Source organism: Roseibium limicola (genome assembly GCF_017313085.1).
Taxonomy (GTDB): Bacteria; Pseudomonadota; Alphaproteobacteria; order Rhizobiales; family Stappiaceae; genus Roseibium; species Roseibium limicola.
The window spans coordinates 48,424-67,882 of record NZ_JAFLNF010000010.1; the positions used below are offsets into that span (position 1 = coordinate 48,424).

General features: G+C 60.1%; 17 protein-coding genes. 9 read left to right on the forward strand and 8 right to left on the reverse strand.

Annotation, left to right across the window (positions count from 1 at the left end):
* Window positions 1–12: 12 nt before the first annotated feature.
* From J0X15_RS18940 to J0X15_RS18970, 7 genes are all read left to right on the forward strand, one after another.
* The gene (locus tag J0X15_RS18940; RefSeq protein WP_206944292.1) at window positions 13–1,401 is read left to right on the forward strand and encodes a pyruvate dehydrogenase complex E1 component subunit beta; all 1,389 of its coding nucleotides are present in this window, start codon (window positions 13–15) and stop codon (window positions 1,399–1,401) included.
* 15 nt (window positions 1,402–1,416) lie between these two features.
* Complete coding sequence (locus J0X15_RS18945) at window positions 1,417–2,799, forward strand: pyruvate dehydrogenase complex dihydrolipoamide acetyltransferase (protein WP_206944294.1); 1,383 nt, start codon at window positions 1,417–1,419, stop codon at window positions 2,797–2,799.
* 76 nt (window positions 2,800–2,875) lie between these two features.
* Window positions 2,876–4,324 (forward strand): dihydrolipoyl dehydrogenase, encoded by a 1,449-nt coding sequence (gene lpdA, locus J0X15_RS18950; protein WP_206944296.1) that lies wholly within the window; start codon window positions 2,876–2,878, stop codon window positions 4,322–4,324.
* Window positions 4,325–4,589: 265 nt separating this feature from the next.
* Complete coding sequence (locus J0X15_RS18955; RefSeq protein WP_206944298.1) at window positions 4,590–4,826, forward strand: GlsB/YeaQ/YmgE family stress response membrane protein; 237 nt, start codon at window positions 4,590–4,592, stop codon at window positions 4,824–4,826.
* A 2-nt stretch (window positions 4,827–4,828) separates the two neighbouring features.
* On the forward strand, window positions 4,829–5,248 hold the full coding sequence (locus J0X15_RS18960) for an acyl-CoA thioesterase (RefSeq protein WP_206944300.1): 420 nt from the start codon (window positions 4,829–4,831) through the stop codon (window positions 5,246–5,248).
* Between the two features lie 83 nt (window positions 5,249–5,331).
* Window positions 5,332–6,306, forward strand: coding sequence for a lipoyl synthase (gene lipA, locus J0X15_RS18965; RefSeq protein ID WP_206944309.1), 975 nt, complete (start codon window positions 5,332–5,334; stop codon window positions 6,304–6,306).
* 79 nt (window positions 6,307–6,385) lie between these two features.
* Window positions 6,386–6,838, forward strand: coding sequence for a type II toxin-antitoxin system RatA family toxin (locus J0X15_RS18970; protein WP_206944311.1), 453 nt, complete (start codon window positions 6,386–6,388; stop codon window positions 6,836–6,838).
* A 24-nt stretch (window positions 6,839–6,862) separates the two neighbouring features.
* On the opposite strand, the gene J0X15_RS18975 is transcribed toward J0X15_RS18970, so the two are convergent.
* The 3 genes from J0X15_RS18975 to recG form a co-directional block, all read right to left on the reverse strand.
* Window positions 6,863–7,393, reverse strand: a complete 531-nt coding sequence (locus J0X15_RS18975; protein WP_206944314.1) for a hypothetical protein — start codon at window positions 7,391–7,393, stop codon at window positions 6,863–6,865.
* Between the two features lie 203 nt (window positions 7,394–7,596).
* On the reverse strand, window positions 7,597–8,115 hold the full coding sequence (locus J0X15_RS18980; protein WP_206944316.1) for a hypothetical protein: 519 nt from the start codon (window positions 8,113–8,115) through the stop codon (window positions 7,597–7,599).
* 153 nt (window positions 8,116–8,268) lie between these two features.
* Complete coding sequence (recG, locus tag J0X15_RS18985) at window positions 8,269–10,371, reverse strand: ATP-dependent DNA helicase RecG (RefSeq protein ID WP_206944318.1); 2,103 nt, start codon at window positions 10,369–10,371, stop codon at window positions 8,269–8,271.
* A 266-nt stretch (window positions 10,372–10,637) separates the two neighbouring features.
* Here recG and J0X15_RS18990 point away from each other — a divergent pair, with 266 nt between their 5' ends.
* Both J0X15_RS18990 and mfd read left to right on the forward strand, forming a co-directional pair.
* Complete coding sequence (locus J0X15_RS18990; protein ID WP_206944320.1) at window positions 10,638–10,961, forward strand: FAD assembly factor SdhE; 324 nt, start codon at window positions 10,638–10,640, stop codon at window positions 10,959–10,961.
* A 78-nt stretch (window positions 10,962–11,039) separates the two neighbouring features.
* Window positions 11,040–14,525 (forward strand): transcription-repair coupling factor, encoded by a 3,486-nt coding sequence (gene mfd / locus J0X15_RS18995; protein ID WP_206944322.1) that lies wholly within the window; start codon window positions 11,040–11,042, stop codon window positions 14,523–14,525.
* A gap of 99 nt (window positions 14,526–14,624) precedes the next feature.
* Here the strand turns inward: mfd and J0X15_RS19000 are convergent, their stop codons facing one another.
* The 5 genes from J0X15_RS19000 to J0X15_RS19020 form a co-directional block, all read right to left on the reverse strand.
* The gene (locus J0X15_RS19000; protein ID WP_206944324.1) at window positions 14,625–15,041 is read right to left on the reverse strand and encodes a nuclear transport factor 2 family protein; all 417 of its coding nucleotides are present in this window, start codon (window positions 15,039–15,041) and stop codon (window positions 14,625–14,627) included.
* 188 nt (window positions 15,042–15,229) lie between these two features.
* Complete coding sequence (locus J0X15_RS19005; protein ID WP_206944326.1) at window positions 15,230–16,627, reverse strand: AtzE family amidohydrolase; 1,398 nt, start codon at window positions 16,625–16,627, stop codon at window positions 15,230–15,232.
* Window positions 16,624–16,809 carry a DUF4089 domain-containing protein gene (locus J0X15_RS19010; RefSeq protein ID WP_206944328.1) on the reverse strand — a complete coding sequence of 62 codons (186 nt, stop codon included), beginning with the start codon at window positions 16,807–16,809 and terminating at the stop codon, window positions 16,624–16,626. The genes J0X15_RS19005 and J0X15_RS19010 overlap by 4 nt, the downstream gene beginning before the upstream one ends.
* Before the next feature lie 84 nt (window positions 16,810–16,893).
* Window positions 16,894–18,078 carry an AGE family epimerase/isomerase gene (locus J0X15_RS19015; RefSeq protein WP_206944330.1) on the reverse strand — a complete coding sequence of 395 codons (1,185 nt, stop codon included), beginning with the start codon at window positions 18,076–18,078 and terminating at the stop codon, window positions 16,894–16,896.
* Between the two features lie 292 nt (window positions 18,079–18,370).
* Window positions 18,371–19,381 carry an NAD-dependent epimerase/dehydratase family protein gene (locus J0X15_RS19020; RefSeq protein WP_206944331.1) on the reverse strand — a complete coding sequence of 337 codons (1,011 nt, stop codon included), beginning with the start codon at window positions 19,379–19,381 and terminating at the stop codon, window positions 18,371–18,373.
* Window positions 19,382–19,459 lie beyond the last annotated feature (78 nt).

The following is a 19,459-nucleotide window of genomic DNA, read 5'->3' on the forward strand; positions in this document are numbered from 1 at the left end:
CGGGGGACACCAATGCCGATTGATATTTTGATGCCGGCCCTTTCCCCGACCATGGAAGAGGGCAAGCTCGCCAAATGGCTCAAGGCCGAAGGCGATAGCGTGACAGCCGGCGACGTGATCGCCGAAATCGAAACCGACAAGGCGACCATGGAAGTGGAAGCTGTCGAAGAGGGCACCATTGGCAAGATCCTGGTCCCAGAGGGCACGGATGCCGTCAAGGTGAACGAAAAGATCGCCATCTTGCTTGAAGAAGGCGAAGACGCCAGCGCTCTGGACAAGGCGTCCGAAGCTGCCGCTCCGGCGCAGTCGGCGCCTGCTGGCAAGGAAAACGCTGAAGCGGAAACGGCTGCTCCGCTGCCGGCTGCTCCGGTCTCCTCCGAGCCTGCCGATGATCCGGAAATTCCGGATGGCACACCGATGAAGTCCTCGACCGTTCGCGAAGCGCTGCGTGATGCGATGGCCGAAGAAATGCGTCGGGATGGCGATGTTTTCGTCATGGGTGAGGAAGTCGCCGAATACCAGGGCGCCTACAAGATCACTCAAGGCCTGCTGGCAGAGTTTGGCGACAAGCGCGTCATCGATACACCGATCACCGAGCACGGCTTTGCCGGCATGGGCGTCGGCGCCGCGATGGCCGGTCTGAAGCCGATCGTTGAGTTCATGACCTTCAACTTCGCCATGCAGGCGATTGACCAGATCATCAACTCTGCTGCCAAGACACTTTACATGTCTGGCGGCCAGATGGGCGCACCCATGGTGTTCCGTGGTCCAAACGGTGCTGCGGCGCGCGTTGGGGCACAGCACTCGCAGGATTTCGCAAGCTGGTATGCCAGTGTTCCGGGCCTGACGGTCATCCAGCCGTACTCGGCTGCTGACGCCAAGGGTCTTTTGAAGGCTGCGATCCGCAATCCGAACCCGGTGGTCTTCCTGGAGAACGAAATTCTCTACGGTCAGACGTTCGAGATCCCGGACATGGACGACTTCATCCTGCCGATCGGCAAGGCGAAGGTCGAGCGCACCGGTTCCGACGTGACGCTGGTCTCCTGGAGCATCGGCATGACCTATGCGCTCAAGGCGGCTGATCAGCTGGCGGAGCAGGGCATTTCGGCGGAAGTCATCAACCTGCGGACGATCCGTCCGCTGGACATCGACACGGTCATCAAGTCGGTCAAGAAGACCGGCCGTCTGGTTACGGTCGAAGAAGCTTATCCGATGTGTTCGGTGTCTTCGGAAATCGCCTTCCAGGTTCAGGAAAAGGCTTTCGATTATCTCGATGCTCCGATCCTGCGTGTGACCGGCAAGGACGTTCCGATGCCTTACGCCGCAAACCTGGAAAAGCTGGCGTTGCCGAATGTTCAGGAAGTGATCGATGCGGCCAAGGCCGTGACATACACCGCCTAATCCCGGGGGAAGCACATGCCTATCAATATCACGATGCCGGCGCTCTCTCCGACGATGGAAGAGGGCAATCTGGCCAAGTGGCACGTCAAGGAAGGAGACACAGTCTCTGCCGGTGACGTGATCGCTGAAATCGAGACCGACAAGGCGACCATGGAAGTGGAAGCCGTCGAAGAGGGGACGGTCGGCAAGATCGTCGTCGCTGAAGGCACGGAAGCCGTCAAGGTCAACGCACTGATCGCCATCCTGCTTGAGGACGGCGAAGACGCCAGCGCTATCGAAAAGTCCGGCGACAGCGCCGGGTCTTCAGAGGCTCCGTCCAAGGCTGAAAAGTCCGAGGCCGCTCCCGCAGCTGCCGCCGATGCCGGTTCCAAGGAAGTCATTCCTGTCGGTACCGAGGCAGCTTCGGGCCCGAACCCGGCACCCAAGGGTGCTGATGGCGGCCGGATCTTTTCCTCGCCGCTGGCCCGTCGCCTGGCCAAGCAGAACGGCCTCGACCTCGCTGCTCTGTCCGGTTCTGGCCCGAAGGGACGCATCGTCAAAAGCGATGTGGATGCAGCCCTGAAGTCCGGCACAGGCAAGGCTGCCGCGGCTGACGCTCCGAAGGCCGCCGCTCCGGCCGCCGCTCCGGCAGCCGCCCCGGCCGCAGCCCCGGCTGGCATGAGCAAGGATCAGGTGCTGAAATTGTTCGAGGAAGGCTCTTACGAGCTGGAACCGCATGACGGCATGCGCAAGACCATTGCCAAGCGCCTGACAGAGTCCAAGCAGACCATCCCGCACTTCTATGTCTCGGTGGATTGCGAGCTGGATGCGCTTCTCGCCCTGCGGGCGCAGCTCAACTCTGCGGCGCCGACCGACAAGGACGGCAAGCCGGCCTACAAGCTGTCGGTCAACGACATGACCATCAAGGCCCTGGCCTTGTCCCTGCGCGATGTTCCGGACGCCAACGTGTCCTGGACCGCCGATGCCATGGTCAAGCACAAGCATGCCGACGTCGGGGTGGCTGTTTCGATTCCTGGTGGCCTGATCACACCGATCATCCGCTCGGCTGAGATGAAGCCTCTGTCCGTGATCTCCAACGAGATGAAGGACATGGGCGCACGTGCCAAGGCGAAGAAGCTGAAGCCGGAAGAGTACCAGGGCGGCACCACCGCCGTGTCCAACATGGGCATGATGGGCGTCAAGGACTTCTCCGCTGTGGTCAACCCGCCGCATGCCACGATCCTGGCCGTTGGGGCTGGTGAGAAACGCCCGGTTGTGAAGGACGACGCACTGGCGATCGCCACCGTCATGACCGTGACGCTCTCCACCGACCACCGTTGCGTCGACGGGGCACTGGGCGCCGAACTGCTGAAGGCGTTCAAGGGCTACATCGAAAATCCGATGAGCATGCTCGTCTGATCGAGCCGATTCCTTTTGGCGCGGCGGCGATTGCCTGCCGCGCCACTCCAGCCTTTCTCGATATAAGGGGGAAACGATGGCCGACACCAATTACGACGTCATCATCATCGGCTCCGGTCCCGGCGGTTATGTCACCGCCATTCGCGCAAGCCAGCTTGGCCTGAAGACCGCCATTGTCGAACGCGAGCATCTGGGCGGCATCTGCCTCAACTGGGGCTGCATTCCGACCAAGGCGCTGCTGCGGTCTGCTGAAATTCTCGATCATGCCAACCATGCCAAGTCCTTCGGGCTGAAGCTGGAAGGCAAGATGACTGCTGACGTCAAGGACGTGGTTGCCCGCTCCCGCGGCGTATCCGCCCGCCTTAACGGCGGCATCGGTTATCTGATGAAAAAAAACAAGATCGATGTGATCTGGGGCGAAGCCAAGCTGAAAAGCCCAGGCGAAATCACCGTGGGCAAGTCGTCCAAGCCGGCTGTTCAGCCGCAGCACCCGGTGCCGAAAGGCGTCAAGGGTGAGGGCACCTACACGGCCAAGCACATCATTGTCGCCACGGGCGCCCGACCGCGCGCGCTGCCGGGCATCGAGCCGGACGGCAAGCTGATCTGGACCTACTTCGAGGCGATGAAACCGGACTTCATGCCGAAGTCACTTGTCGTCATGGGTTCGGGCGCCATCGGCATCGAGTTCGCCTCCTTCTACCGCTCCATGGGCGTCGACGTGACCGTGGTCGAAGTCATGACCCAGGTGATGCCTGTGGAAGATCCCGAGATTTCTGCCATCGCCCGCAAGGCGCTGGAAAAGCGCGGGCTCAAGATCCTGACCGAAGCCAAGGTGTCCAAGGTGGAGAAGGGATCCAACTCGATCACCGCCCACGTTGAGACCAAGGACGGCAAGGTTCAGAAGATCGAAGCCGATCGCCTGATCTCGGCAGTCGGCGTTGTCGGCAACATCGAGAACCTCGGCCTCGAGGATCTCGGCGTCAAGACGGATCGCGGCTGCGTTGTCATCGACGGATACGGCAAGACCAACGTTCCGGGACTCTATGCCATCGGTGATGTGGCCGGTCCTCCCATGCTGGCACACAAGGCCGAACATGAGGGCGTGATCTGCATCGAGAAGATCGCTGGCGTTGAAGGCGTTCATCCGATGGACAAGGGCAAGATCCCGGGCTGCACCTACTGCAACCCGCAGGTTGCCTCGGTCGGTCTGACGGAAGCCAAGGCCAAGGAGCAGGGTCGTGAGGTCCGCGTCGGACGCTACAGCTTCAATGCCAACGGCAAGGCGATTGCCCTGGGTGAAGACAACGGCATGATCAAGACCATCTTCGACAAGAAGACCGGCGAGCTGTTGGGTGCACACATGGTCGGTGCGGAAGTCACCGAGCTAATCCAGGGCTTTGTGGTCGCGATGAACCTGGAGACCACCGAAGAAGAGTTGATGCACACCATCTTCCCGCATCCGACCCTGTCGGAAATGATGAAGGAAAGCGTGCTCGACGCCTACGGACGGGTTCTCAACGCCTAAATATTGCAGGACCGGCGTGATAGCGTCGGTCTTCGCATTTGATCCATATCTATCGGTTTGTCATCCCGGCCAAGCGTAGCGCGAGCCGGGACCGGTGGGTCAATAGACTATCGATAAGACTTCGGCTCACCGATCCCGGATCTTCGCGTTGCTGCGTCCGGGATGACGAAGACGGGGGGAGTCGAATTCAGCCCCCTTTTTTGAGACAGCCTGGCGGGCTTCCTCGGGATAAGGTGGACATTTTGTGTCGGGAGGAACAGACCAAATGGGTTTCATACTGTGGATCATCATCGGGTTGATTGCCGGGGCCATCGCGCACCGTGTGTTGAACTCCCGTGGCGGCTTCTTCGGATCTCTGGTTGTCGGTCTGGTTGGTGCGCTGCTGGGCGGCAAACTGGCGGATGTGTTCAATCTGCATGTGGCTGGCGGCTTTGTTGATCAGCTGATTGTCGCGACGCTTGGATCAATCCTGTTCCTCTTCCTCTGGAAGAAGCTTTTCTGAACATGGCGGATTTGCAAGCGCGGCTGGAAGACTTTCCCGCCTGCACGACCGACAAGCTGCGCTACCGGGACTGTGACGCCCAGGGCCACGTGAACAATGCGGTCTATTCTACCTTTCTGGAATCCGCCCGCACGGAAATGCTTTACGTCGGCGGCGAGCCGATTCTGGATCCGGGATGCGGCTTTGTCATCGTTCGGCTGGAGCTGGACTTTGTTGCCGAAACCCATTGGCCGGGCACGGTTGATATCGGAAGCCGGATCTTGAAGCTTGGCACCAGTTCGGTGACGATGAAGCAGACCATCTTCCAGAACGGCAAGGTGGTTGCGGACGCGGTCTGTGTGTTGGTGCAGGTGAATATGGACAGCCGCAAGCCGCAGGCTATTTCCGATCGCGCTAGGGCGCGGCTGGAACCACTGAGCTAGGGGCCGCTTGATGCCCGTTTGTCGCATGGCGGCCATGCGAAAGAAGACTTGACCTTTTCACCCAAGGACGACACTTAGGCTCCATGGTTACGATCGTAGACACCCTGTCGAAATCGGCGGACGCTCGCGCAGATAAGCCCCGCCACCCGGAAAAGGCTCACCGCCCGGACAATCCGATTCAGCGCAAGCCGAAATGGATCCGAGTGAAGGCGCCGACGTCGCCCGTCTATCGCGAGACCCACGAGATCGTGAAGAAGAACGGTCTGGTGACGGTGTGCGAAGAGGCAGGCTGCCCGAACATCGGTGAGTGCTGGTCCAAGAAGCACGCCAGCTTCATGATCCTCGGTGACACCTGCACCCGCGCCTGCGCCTTCTGTAATGTGCGCACAGGCATGCCGGGTGCTGTCGATCAGAGCGAACCGGCCTCAATCGGCGAAGCCGTGGCTCGCATGGAGCTGCAGCACGTGGTGATCACCTCGGTTGACCGGGATGATCTGGATGACGGCGGCGCGACCCACTTTGCCAATGTCATCAAGGCGATCCGCGATCAGTCTCCCGGCACCACCGTTGAAGTTTTGACACCGGATTTTCTGCGCAAGGACGGTGCCATCGAGATTGTCGTTGAAGCCCGCCCGGATGTGTTCAACCACAATCTGGAAACCGTGCCGTCGAAGTACCTGAAGGTGCGCCCTGGCGCCCGCTACTTCCATTCCATTCGCCTGCTTCAGAAGGTCAAGGATCTGGATCCGGGCATGTTCACCAAGTCCGGCATCATGGTTGGCCTTGGCGAAGAGCGGAATGAAGTGCTGCAGCTGATGGACGATCTGCGTGTTGCAGATGTGGATTTCCTGACCGTCGGTCAGTATCTGCAGCCATCGAAAAAGCATTATCCGGTCAAGGCCTTCATCACGCCGGACGAGTTCAAGGCGTATGAGCGCATTGCCTATGCCAAGGGCTTCATGAAGGTTTCTGCCAGCCCGTTGACCCGCTCGTCGCACCACGCGGGTGAGGATTTCGCCGATCTCAAGGCGGCGCGCCTGGCAAAGCTCGGTCACTAGCATCAAAGGCGCGAGGGACGGTACGCCGGCCCCTCGCGATCCCAACCAGTTCCTCCGGGCAATTCATTCAGACAGGACGATGCCGAGCTTTTCCCAGACACAGACAGTCAATCATTCTGCTGCCGACATGTTCAATCTTGTCGCTGATGTTGAGCAGTATCCGGTGTTCGTACCGCTCTGCCAGTCCCTCAGCGTGCGCGGTCGCAAGTCGCTTGACGATGGCCGGGAAGTGCTCGTGGCCGACATGACGGTTGCCTACAAGATTGTCCGGGAAACCTTTACCAGCCGTGTCGAGCTGCGGCCCGACGAGAATGTCATTCTGGTGGAATATCTCGACGGTCCGTTCAAGCAGCTAGAAAACAAGTGGACGTTCACCGACCGTCCGGACGGCAAGAGCGATATCGGCTTTTTCATTTCCTATGAATTCAAAAGCCGGGCACTGGGCTCGCTGATGGGCGCGATGTTCGACCGGGCCTTCCGCAAGTTCTCCTCAGCCTTTGAAAGCCGCGCAGACGAGGTCTACGGCGTCTGAACGCCTGCTTTGTCCAGGTGATACCTATTTGAAGCCCTTGAAGGCCTCACTGATGACGCGCATGCGATTGGGGCGCAGGTTCACCGGACTGTTTCGACTGCGCATCTCATCCAGCTCGGCTTTCTTGATATCCAGGTCCTCAATCGTCACCTGAAGCTGTGGCGACTGACACAGCACCTCACGGTCGTCCTGGCGATTGCGTTCGACAATCAGGTTGCGTCCGGCCGAGGCTTCCGTCTCTGTCCACAGGACGGTCGAGGGGCGCACCCAGAAAGCCTGGTCGCAATAGGTCACTTTGACGAAACCCGGTTTACTGCGCTTCGAGATCTGATGGTAGCCGTTGAACGTGCCATTGCTGAGTTCGGAGCGGATGTAGAAGTCCCGCGGCGCCTGGCCAAAGGCTGCGACAGGCAGAACAGCGTGAAGCAAGCCGGCCAACAGAATGGTATGGGCGCCGAGAAGCCAAAGCCGATGGTGTGCGTTGGCGGCTGACTTCGCAGTCAGCGCGCAAGGAGCCGAAGGGGCGTGCAGGTGTGATCTTGTTCTTGTGTGCATCTGACATCTCCATTCCATGTCCTGCATTGCAGGGGGATCGAATGTCTTTCGGTCCGCTTGATTAAAGCGTGCACGGAACCATTGTCCGGAAGATCCGGCGGGTCCTTCTCATTGACGAATTACTAGAGCAAGGGCCATTTAAGGCTTCCTTGCGTTGATCGACTAAAGTCGAGCCTATCTCATCACGAATGCTTGAGACCGGCTTATTCGTCGTGATAGCTGGTTTTCTGACGGTCATTGCCCGAGGCGCTCTGAAAACTGTCGCGAATGGCCGAAAAGCGGTTCGTCGAGGCCAGATAGCGTGCATTGGTGCGCAGGACATAGCGGGCGTTCTCGTCGATGCCTATGTCCGTCAGCGTGACCTGCTTGTCGGGATCATTGCAGATCGGCCGCCATCCCAGCCCCTTGCTGTACTCGACCCGAACCCGGTGGTTGTTCTCAACTTCCACTTCGGTCCAGGCGACAGTGACAACGCGCACCCAGTAGGAACGTCCGCAATAGGTGACTTCGCGCATATCCGGTCCGGCTTCGGAAAAGATCTTGTGGCTGCCGAGAAATCCGCCGTTATAGTCCCGCGAAATCAGAAAATAATCCGCTGGCTTGGTCTGCTCTGACGCAAGCGCTCCCACTGCCGGCAGGCAGAACGCCAATCCAAGGCAGGCACCAATGGCAGCTTGGATCAGGGCTCGGGCGAGCGGAAGTTCTTGCAATCGCATGGACATGACACTGTTACCTTTGGTCCGGCGAGTTGGCATTTTCCCCGTCGATGCCGCCTCTGACAGTCACGTCTTCTACACCTGCTTTTTCTAGAAACCGCCAAGGGAATGTCTAAAAATTTAGGCAAATCAATGCAATGCAACCTGGTAGCCGATGGCTTACCCGGCGCGTAGCAGGCGGATCGCCTCATCCCGGGAAAACAGATACAGCAGGCAGCGCAGAGCCTGGCCGCGCTCCGACTTGAGCTCCGGGTCTTTCTCCAGAACAAGCCGTGCGTCGTCGCGTGCCACTTCCATCAGGTCGGCGTGGTCTTCCACGTTGGCAATGCGAAAGCCGGGCGTGCCTGACTGACGGGTACCGAGGATCTCGCCGCCGCCACGCAATTTGAGGTCTTCCTCGGCGATCAGAAAGCCATCATTGGTCTGGCGCATGATGTTGAGTCGGGCACCTGCGGTTTCCCCCAGCGGACCTTTGTAGAGCAGAACGCAGGTGGAGGGCTTGTCGCCGCGTCCGACCCGCCCGCGCAGCTGGTGCAGCTGAGCCAGACCGAACCGTTCGGCGTGTTCAATCACGATGATTGTCGCATCAGGCACATCGACGCCGACTTCGATCACCGTGGTGGCAACAAGCACACGGGTCTCCGACGACTTGAAGGACTGCATGGCGGCCTCCTTCTCATCGGCCTTCATGCGGCCATGCACCAGGGAGACGCGCTGCCCCAACACCTGTTCAAGCACCTGGTGTCGGTCCTCCACTGCAGCCAGATCAATCTTCTCGCTCTCTTCCACCAGGGGGCAGACCCAATAGACCTTCTGGCCCGAACCGATGGCGGCCCGCACACGCGAGATGATCTCCTCCAGCCGGTCGAGGGAGACGGAGACCGTGGCAATCGGTTTGCGACCCGCCGGCTTGTCGGTCAGGCGCGAGACGTCCATGTCGCCGAAGGAAGACAGCAGCAGGGTGCGTGGAATCGGCGTGGCGGTCATCACCAGCACATCGACACCGCGTCCTTTGGCCGACAGGGCGAGACGCTGGTGGACACCGAAGCGGTGTTGCTCGTCGACAACCACAAGCGCCAGGTCCTTGAACGTCACTGTGCCTTGAAACAGTGCGTGGGTGCCGACAAGAATGTCGATCTCGCCTGCATCCAGTTTTTCCTGGGTGAGGCGGCGCTCCCTGGTGGTGTCCTTTCCCGTCATCAGCGCCAGACGCAGGCCAACCTTCTCGCAGATCGGCGTCATAGAGGCAAAATGCTGGCGGGCGAGAATTTCGGTCGGGGCCATCAGGGCGCCCTGACCGCCGGCCTCGACCACCTGGGCAAGGGCTGCGAGGGCGACGACCGTCTTGCCGGCGCCCACATCGCCTTGCAGCAGACGCAACATGCGAACCGGCTCGGCCAGATCGGCGTTGATGTCGGCAATCGCCGATTGCTGGCCACCAGTCAGGGCAAAGGGCAGGGCGTCGATGACTGAGCGCTGCAGCGTGCCGGAAGGCTTGCGGGCAATGCCGCCGAGCTTGCGCATGGTAGCCCGCACCATGGCCAGCGCCAGCTGACTGGCTAGCAGCTCGTCATAGGCCAGGCGGCTGAGGGCCGGGGAGGCGGGCGAGAGGTCTTCCTGCTCCTGCGGACGGTGCAATGTCTCCAGTGCGTCATCCAGCTCAGGCCAGAGGTTCTGCGACTGCCAGGCCGCATCCAGCCACTCCGGCAGATGCGGCACCCGCTCCAGTGCCGAGTTGATCGCCTTCTGCAGGGTCTTTGGCGACAGGCCAGCCGTCAGCGGATAGACCGGTTCCAGCGCTGGCATGGTCTCCGCTTCTTCGGGGGAGACGACATAATCCGGATGCACCATCTGCGGGCGCTCGTTGAACCATTCCACCTTGCCTGACACGATCCGCCGTTCCCCCTCGGGGAACATTTGCATCAGCCAGTCACGCCGGGGATGAAAGAAGACGAAGGTGATGCTGCCGCTGTCGTCAAAGGCAGTGATCCGGTAGGGCGCCCTGGATTCGCGCGGCGGCGCCTGATGTCGGTCGATGGTCACATCCAGGGTGACGATCTGGCCGCTTTCCGAATAGGCAATGCCGGGGCGGTGCCGCCGGTCAATCAGCCCGGAGGGAAGGTGGAACAACAAATCGGCGACGGTTGCCTCCCGGTCCGGATGGAAGCCGATGAAATCGCTCAGCAGTTTGGCGATCTTCGGGCCGACCCCATTGAGACTGGAAACGGGAGCAAACAGCGGATCGAGGACGGGAGGACGCATGGGCGAAGACTTCAAGGTGGTCGTGTCTGAACCTGCCCGGCGTCGGGCAATCGGGAATGATCAGCAAATCAGCTTCCGTTCTTGCACGGGAAAACCGATGTACGCAATATGTTCTCATGACCGTGTGGGGAAAAACCTTGCCACACAAACGCTGACAAGTGCGCCTGCGCTCGCTATATAGCCACTCACCAATCCGTCACACCGACCGCCGCCGTTCTCCCCGATGGAGAGAGACAGCCGGCCATCGCACCGCAGTGAGACCCATCATGACCGCTTCTGCCCCGCACGACACCGCTTCCGCCGAACGGGATCCGCGTCTGAAACGCATCCTCTTTCGCAGTTGGCACCGGGGCATGAAGGAGATGGACCTTCTGCTGGGTGGGTTCGTTGATGCCAAGATCGATGAGCTGACAGAAGAAGAGCTTGTTGAACTGGAGAATCTGCTCAACGCCCATGATCAGGATCTGTATTCCTGGATGAGTGGTCGCAAACCGTTGCCGGCAGAATGGGACGGCCCGCTGTACCGGCGGATCATTGCCTATCATGAAACCGAGATTGCCAAGTTGCGCCAGGGGCGTGGCATTCGCTAGTTTTATGTTCTAGTTTTGTTCCAATTGATTCCGGAGCTGTAAAGTCGCTCCCGCCGTGTCGCAACCAAGGAAATACCCGTGTTTGAAAGCCTGCTGAACGACCAGGCCAATCTGACTGTCGCCAGTGTGCCGGATGGCGTCGAAGCCTATGCGATTGCCCGCCTTCTCAGTGAGAGCAAGCGCAAGGGATTGGCATTGGTGTTTGTGGCACGCGATGCGACGCGCATGTCTATGATCGCCGAGGCGCTGCCCTTCTTCGTGGCAAACGTTGATATTCTTCAGCTGCCGGCATGGGACTGCCTGCCTTATGACCGGGTCTCCCCCAATACGGCGATTTCCGCCCGCCGCCTGATGGCGCTGGGCGCACTTGCCAAGGGACTGCCGGAAACCCGGCCAACCGTTCTACTGACCACGGTCAATGCTGCCGTTCAGCGGGTGCCAGAACGTGAATGGATGTCATCCCAGACCTTCTCGTTGGCTCCGGGCAACCGGGCCGACATGAAGGGCATCTCCGCCTGGTTGGAGCTCAACGGCTTTTCCCGCACGCCAACCGTGCGCGAGACCGGGGAATACGCTGTACGCGGGGGGATCGTCGATCTCTATGCTCCAGGAGCTGAAGACCCGGTGCGTCTGGACTTCTTTGGTGACACGCTGGAATCGATCCGCTCGTTCGATCCGGAAACTCAGCGCACGGTCAAGCAGCTTCGACGTCTGGATCTGGCACCGATGTCGGAGTTGTCGCTCAATGAAGAAGCCATTTCCCGCTTCCGTCGTGGCTATCTGACGAACTTTGGCGCGGCCACCCGCGACGACATTCTCTACCAGTCGATCTCCGAGGGACGGCGTTACGCCGGGATGGAGCACTGGCTGCCACTGTTCCATGAGAAGCTGGAAACCCTGTTCGATTATGTCGGGGATGCACCTGTGCTTCTCGACAACCGCTGCAAGGATGTGCTGCACGAGCGCATCGGTCAGATCAAGGAGCATTTCACGGCGCGTCAGGATGTGCGCGAGAGCGGCGTCTCCACCGGCACCGTGCCGTATAATCCGCTGCCGGCAGATCAGCTCTACATGACGGAGGTCGAGTGGACGGGGCAGATCGCGGATATGGCAAGCGCCACGCTCGATCCCTTCACGCCGCCGCCGGGCTCCGGCAAGCAGGTGGTCTCGCTGGAGGGGCGCCAGGGGCGTTCTTTTGCAGCAGAGCGCGCCGCCGGCGACGTCAACATCTTCGACGCGCTGGTGTCCTACGTTGGTGAGCTGAAGAAGGGCGGCAAGAAGACAATCTTGGCCTGCTGGTCGGAAGGCTCGCGGGACCGTCTCGCGCAAATCCTTGACGATCACAAGCTGGGTGCTGCGGTGATGGTCTCCGACCTGGCCGCAGTGGACGCTTTGCCGAAGGGCACCACGGCTCTGGCGGTGATCGGCATCGAGCATGGGTTCGAGCTGAAGGACCTGGCTTTCATCGGCGAGCAGGACATTCTCGGCGACCGCCTGGTGCGCAAGTCACGCCGCAAGTCCAAGGGCGCCAATGTCATCACCGAGGCCACGGGACTGGCCGAAGGCGATCTGGTTGTTCACGTCGACCACGGTATTGGCCGCTTTATTGGACTGAAGACCGTTGAGGCGCTGGGCGCGCCGCATGACTGTCTGGAATTGCAGTACCACGGCAGCGACAAGCTGTATCTGCCGGTGGAAAACATCGAGCTGCTGTCGCGTTACGGTTCCGAGGACATGGAAGCGCAGCTCGACCGGCTGGGCGGCGGTGCCTGGCAGGCGCGCAAGGCCAAGCTGAAGAAGCGCATTCTCGAAATCGCCGACGGGCTGATCAAGACGGCTGCGCAGCGCGCCTTGAAGACCGCACCGGTGGTCGAAACCCCGGAAGGCGTCTACGAGGAATTTGCCAGCCGCTTCCCCTATGAGGAAACCGACGATCAGTTGAATGCCATCGATCAGGTGTTCGGTGACCTGTCGTCCGGGCGTCCGATGGACCGACTGGTCTGCGGCGATGTCGGGTTCGGCAAGACCGAAGTGGCGCTGCGGGCTGCCTTTGTTGCGGCCATGTCCGGCCGACAAGTGGCCATCGTCGTGCCCACCACATTGCTGTCACGCCAGCATTTTCGCACGTTCTCGGAGCGCTTTCATGGCCTGCCGATCAATGTTGCCCATGCGTCGCGTCTGGTGCCGACCCGCGAACTGACCCAGACCAAGAAGGGCATTGCCGAAGGCACGGTGGATATCGTCGTCGGCACCCACGCACTGCTGGGCAAAGCAATCCAGTTCAGGGATCTGGGCCTGCTGATCATCGATGAAGAACAGCACTTTGGCGTCAAGCACAAGGAGCGCCTGAAAGAGCTGAAGTCCGACATCCACGTGTTGACCCTGTCGGCGACACCGATCCCACGGACCCTGCAGCTGGCTCTGACCGGCGTGCGTGAGCTGTCGCTGATTGCCACGCCGCCGGTGGACCGACTGGCCGTGCGGACCTTTATTTCGCCGTTTGACGCGATCGTCGTGCGCGAGGCACTCTTGCGCGAGCATTACCGCGGTGGGCAGAGCTTCTACGTTTGTCCGCGTCTGTCCGATCTGGCCGACATCCGCCAGTTTCTCGAAGACAGCGTGCCGGAGCTGAAGGTCGCCGTTGCCCATGGCCAGATGCCACCGACTGAGCTGGAAGACGTGATGAACGCCTTCTATGAGGGCAAGTACAACGTGCTTCTGTCGACCACAATTGTGGAATCAGGTCTTGATATTCCGACCGCCAATACGCTGATTGTCCACCGGGCCGACATGTTCGGGCTGGCTCAGCTCTACCAGCTGCGCGGCCGCGTCGGGCGCTCCAAGACACGCGCCTACGCACTGTTCACCGTGCCCGCCAACAAGACACTGACTCAGCCGGCAGAGCGCCGTCTGAAGGTGCTGCAGTCGCTGGAAACCCTGGGGGCTGGCTTCCAGTTGGCCAGCCACGATCTCGACATTCGTGGGGCCGGCAACCTGTTGGGCGAAGAACAGTCCGGCCACGTCAAGGAAGTGGGTTTTGAGCTTTACCAGCAGATGCTGGAAGAGGCCGTGGCCCAGCTGAAGGATGGTGGTGAAGACATTGGCGAGGAACAATGGTCACCGCAGATCAACATCGGCACGCCGGTGCTGATCCCGGACAATTATGTTCCGGACCTTCAATTGCGCCTGACGTTGTATCGCCGTCTGGGGGACTTGACCGAGGCAGAAGAAATTGATGCCTTCGGGGCGGAAATGATCGACCGTTTTGGTCACATGCCGGAAGAAGTCCAGCATTTGCTGAGGATCGTCTTCATCAAGGGGCTATGTCGCAAGGCCAATATCGAGAAGGTCGACGCCGGTCCGAAGGGCATTGTCATCACTTTCCGCAATAGCGAGTTCCCCAATCCTGCAGCGCTTGTTGCCTATATTTCCGAGCAGGGCGTGCTGGCGAAAATTCGCCCGGACCAGAAAGTTGTGCTGACGCGCGAATGGGAAAAAACCGATACACGGCTTAAGGGAGCGGCGACGATTCTGTCCAAGTTGGCCAATCTGGCGACCGCCTGATCGAAGGCGTCGGTCCGATCTGAAAAAAAGTGCCCCCTCGAGGTGGGACCCAAGGGGGCACGAAAGTTACTCAGGCACTTCCAAAACGGCTCTGCCGGTTCAGGCTTCGATACCCTTTCGAATGAGGATCCGTTCGGCACTGTCATTCCAGACATCCATCTTGAAGATCTTGCCGTTCTTCACCTCGAAGCGATCGACATAGCGATTGCCTTCAAAGAGCGTTCCATCGGGCCATTCGCCGTAGAGCGTGCCGACTGAATAAACCACTGTGCCGTTGTCGCCTTGCGCTACATCAAAGGTGTCCATCTGCTTTTTCACCCACTTGTAGCGGGTGGCGTTAAAGCTGGTCGGGCCGGAGGGATGCGAGAAGACCCGTCCACCGGTAAATGTGATGACCACATCGTCGGCGACGAAGGTTGCAGCCAGGTCAGGATCGGGCTTCATCGATGCTTCCAGATAATCGTGGACGATCTGGGCTTCCACAGAGAGATCGGGCTGGGTGCGTGTGGCCGTCATGTCAGGCGCTCCAGATTTGGGATTGGATGTTGGCCGGATCTTATGCGGATCCGCATTCTTTCGCCTGCGGGATTTCTATGCACTCACTGCCCGCCCTTTGGGCGCACTGACGCGGATCTGTGTGGCCGCTGTCACCCACAAATGACAGTGCCAGTCCGCAGTCTGTCGCGGTGTCACAGGGGGGAAGCCTAGAGATCAGCGACAGGTGCTTGGACCGTCCCCATTTCTTGAAGGTGATGCGCGACCCGCAGAGCGAGATCCTCCCGCCAGGCCGGTGCTATCACCTGCACACCAATGGGAAGTGCTGCCCCGTCAAGCCAGACGGGCACCGTGGCCACGGGCAGGCCGATGAAGGAGATCGGCTGCGTGAACAGACCGATGTTGGGCCGTGCCAGCATTTCCTGACCATTCAAGGTCATCGTCCGGGTGCCGGACTTCAGCGCGTGAAAGGGCGTTGCCGGGGCCAGCAGGATATCGACGCTCTTGAAGATCTCGCGCATCATGTCGCGGAACCAGCTGCGAAAGCGATGCGCCTGCTGCAGCCAGACCGCCGGAACCATGGTGCCGGAAATGAACCGGTCCCGCGTGTCCGGATCGAAATCCTGCGGGCGGGAGCGAATCTTGTCGAGCAGCAGCGTCGAGGATTCGGCTGTAGTGATGACATAGGCGGCCGCACGCGCTCGGGCCGCCTCGGGAATATCGATTTCTTCCGAGATGCCGAGCGCTCGGGCGACCAGATCCACCGCATCAAAGGCTTCCGGTTCGCCCATCTGCCGGAAAAACCCACCCGCGACCGCCATTCTCAGGCCGTCCGGACCTTTGGGAAGCTCCGGCAGGGTCGGTTGCGTCGTTCGGCTGGCTTGCCACGGATCAGCCGGGTCCAGCCCTTGCAGAACGTCATAGACCAGGGCCAGATCTTCCGCCGAGCGCGTTAACGGGCCCAGGTGGTCGAGATTGGCAACGAAGGGAAAGGTTCCCGCGCGCGACAGCCGGCCAAATGTCGGCTTCAGCCCGAACAACCCGCAAAACGACGCCGGCACGCGGATGGAGCCGTTGGTATCGGAGCCAAGCGTGACTGGAACCATGCCGCTGGCGGCCGCCGAGGCCGAGCCGCTGGACGAACCACCCGTCATCCGGGTCAGGTCATGTGGGTTTTTGCACGTTCCGTCGTGAGAATTTTCTCCCGTAAAATCATAGGCATATTCGCCCATATTCAAGCAACCTGTAAGGATGGCGCCGGAAGCCTTCAGCTTGCTCACCAGGTGCCCATCCGCAGTGGCTGCGGGCGCGTCTCGGTTGATCCTCGATCCCGCCAGGGTTGTCTGTCCTGCGACGTCGTAAAGGTTTTTCACAGCAAAAGGCACACCGGCCAATGGCAGGTCGTGGCCTGCCGCCAATGCCGTATCGACGCAACGGGCTTCTAGCAGGGCACGCTCGGAAGTGACTTCGGTAAAGGCATTGACCAGCGGATTGACGCGCTTGATCACCTCGAGGGCGTTGCTCGCGACGGTTTCCGCCGAAATCTCGCGGTTGCGCACGGCGTTGGCGGTCCGCGCAGCGGTCCAGGGTCTGGTCAGTTCGCTCATGCTTGGAACACCGGTGCCGGCTGGACGGTGTCTTCCAAGGGAAACTCCATCACCAGCGCTGCGGCTTTCTCAGTCGCTGCGATGTTGGCTTCCACCACCGGGCGCCATGCATCCTCGATGGTCAGACCAATGACCGGCGCCATGGCGGCCACATAAGCCTTGGGGTCGAATTTCTGCGTCATGCCTGAAGAGATCCTATGTGATGGGGGCGAAGCGCGCCTTTGCCGGTCAGAATGGCCCAGTCTCAAGTGAAAGAACAGAAGATCCTAGCGCGCCAGACTGGGGGACAGTCGGATCAGCTCGAGGATGGCGCCAATGATGTGATAAAATGAGCTGGCCGGGGAGGGCTCCGCTCGGTAGCTGTCGTCCGGGTCGATCTTGTCGTACCAGGTGCCGGGTACTGGCCCGCTGAGAAAGCGTTCGAGGGAGCGACCGGCGGAGATGGCCTGATCCCGATAGGCGTTGCGGGCAATGCCGGAGGTCAGATGTGCCAGCAGCAGGGCAGACTTCAACCACTCGGTCTGGGCCCAGAGGCGGGCCACCTCGTCCTGTGGAGAAAAATCGTCGTTAAGTGCCATGATTGCCACCTGACGGCGACGGCAGACACCGAAATGCGAGGCGTTTGAAAACAGCCTCTGGGCGATTGGTAGAATTCTCGGGTCATCACGACGAAGGCTCCAGCGCAGCAACAGCCAGGCCCACTCGAACTGATGGCCGGGCTCTATGCGCCTGCCGAGAACACTGTCGTAAGCTTGCCAGGTCAGGTCGTAGTCCTCCCGCACGGCACCCGTTTCCGAAGAGATAAATTTCGTCAGACACAGGTCAACGATCTCATCGGCGAGTTGCGCAAACCTGGGGCCAGGTGGCAGACCGGTTTCTTCCCAGGCAAGCGCTGCTTCCAGCAGATGCATATGTGGATTGGCGCCCAGCGGAGCAGTTGGGGGATCACTCTCGTGAAAGCCACCTTGGCAATGGTGAAAGCGGGCATAAAGCACATCCAGCAGACGCTCGGCCTGGGCGCAAAATTGCTCTGTCTGGTCCGGCAGTGCCTGGGCCATATGCGACAGGGCAAAAAGCGCAAAAGCCTGATCGTAGAGGTTGAAGTTGCGTTTCAGGATCTTGCCAGAGCCGTCAACGAGAGCCGCGTAGGTTCCGTCTTTCAGCCGGTAGTTACCTTCGTAAAACCCGACCCCGTGGTCTACCGCCCGGCGCCATGGGCCCTGCCATCCAAGTCTCTGGGCGCTGATGTAGCAGTAGATCTGGCGCGGCTGGACTCGGGCTCTGCGTGGATACTCAAGCGGGGTAATCGTGTCAGGGGTTGTATAGGCGTCCAGGGCTTCATAAAACCCACCGCCATTGGGGGCTGCTCCTTTGTCCCACCAAAGGGGAAACCCCTCCGTCAGCACCCAGCTGTGAAGCCTATGGCTCAGTTCGGCCAGCTCATCCACCATAAATGCCCCGTCCTCCTCACGCGCATGAAAGGCTGAACGGTTCCTCCGACCGACCAGCGACTCCCTGAATGCCCTCTTGTTGAGTAAGCGGTTTTTACGTTGGGTGCAATTCTGCAGTGACGCTACGTCTTGCTACAGGTGATTGAAGAAAGGTGAAAAATGCCGGTTACACGACGTGGCTGCCGCTGCCAGAAGCCGTGGCAAATACTTGCGCAGATCAAGGGTTGAGGCCCAAGATTTCTGAAGGGGGTCAAACGGCGCGTGGCAGGCGCCTCGCAGGCCGTTGTCGAGATCAGGCCTGATAATAGTCTTTGTACCATGCAACGAACCGAGCGACGCCCTCTTGAACGGTCGTCGCGGGTCGGTAGCCGGTCAGGCTTTGTAACAGGCTTGCATCGGCCCAGGTTGCCGGAACGTCTCCGGCCTGCATCGGCATCAGATTGCGTTCCGCCGTCTTGCCTGTCGCTGTCTCGATGGCCTCGATATAGTCGGTCAGCAGGACGCTGTTGGAATTGCCGATGTTGACGATGCGCCAAGGTGCCACGGGAGACAGGCTGTCGCCGTCACGAACTTCCGCGTTTTCCGGGCGCACCGGCGGTGCATCGATCAGCCGGCGGATGGCTTCGGCAAGGTCCTCGATGTAGGTGAAGTCACGCTTCATGTCGCCGTGATTGTAGACATCGATAGGCTCGCCGTTGAGGATCGCCTTGGTGAACTTGAACAGGGCCATGTCAGGGCGCCCCCATGGTCCATACACCGTGAAGAAGCGGAACATGGTGACCGGCAGTCCATAGAGGTGGGCATAGGAATGGGCCATGTTCTCCGTGGCTTTCTTCGTTGCCGCGTAGAATGACATCTGGTGGTCGGCCTTGTCGGTCTCCCGGTAAGGCATTTCCGTGTTGGCGCCATAGGCTGACGATGTTGAGGCCAGCAGCATATGCGCCGGTGGATAGGCGCGTGCGGCTTCCAGCAGCTCGAAGGTGCCGGTGATGTTGCTCTCAAGATAAGAACGCGGATTTTCAATCGAGTAGCGCACGCCGGCCTGGGCGGCCAGATGGACGACCACATCCGGCCTGTGCTCGGCAAACAGGTCCATCAAAAGCCCGGGCGCTTCGACCCTGTCGCAGATCGGCGTAAAGCTTTCGTGCTGCATCAACATCTGGTGACGACGCTCTTTCAGTGACACATCGTAATAGTCTGTCATCGCGTCCAGGCCGATGACCCGAAAGCCGTCCTGCAACAGGCGGCGACAAACAAAAAAGCCGATGAAGCCGGCGGAGCCGGTAACCAGAGCTGTTTTCATGATCAGAGCGAAATCTTTTGGTAGATGAGGATGCTGGCGCGACCGATACCATGAATGGCAAGAGGGTGAAACGGCTTA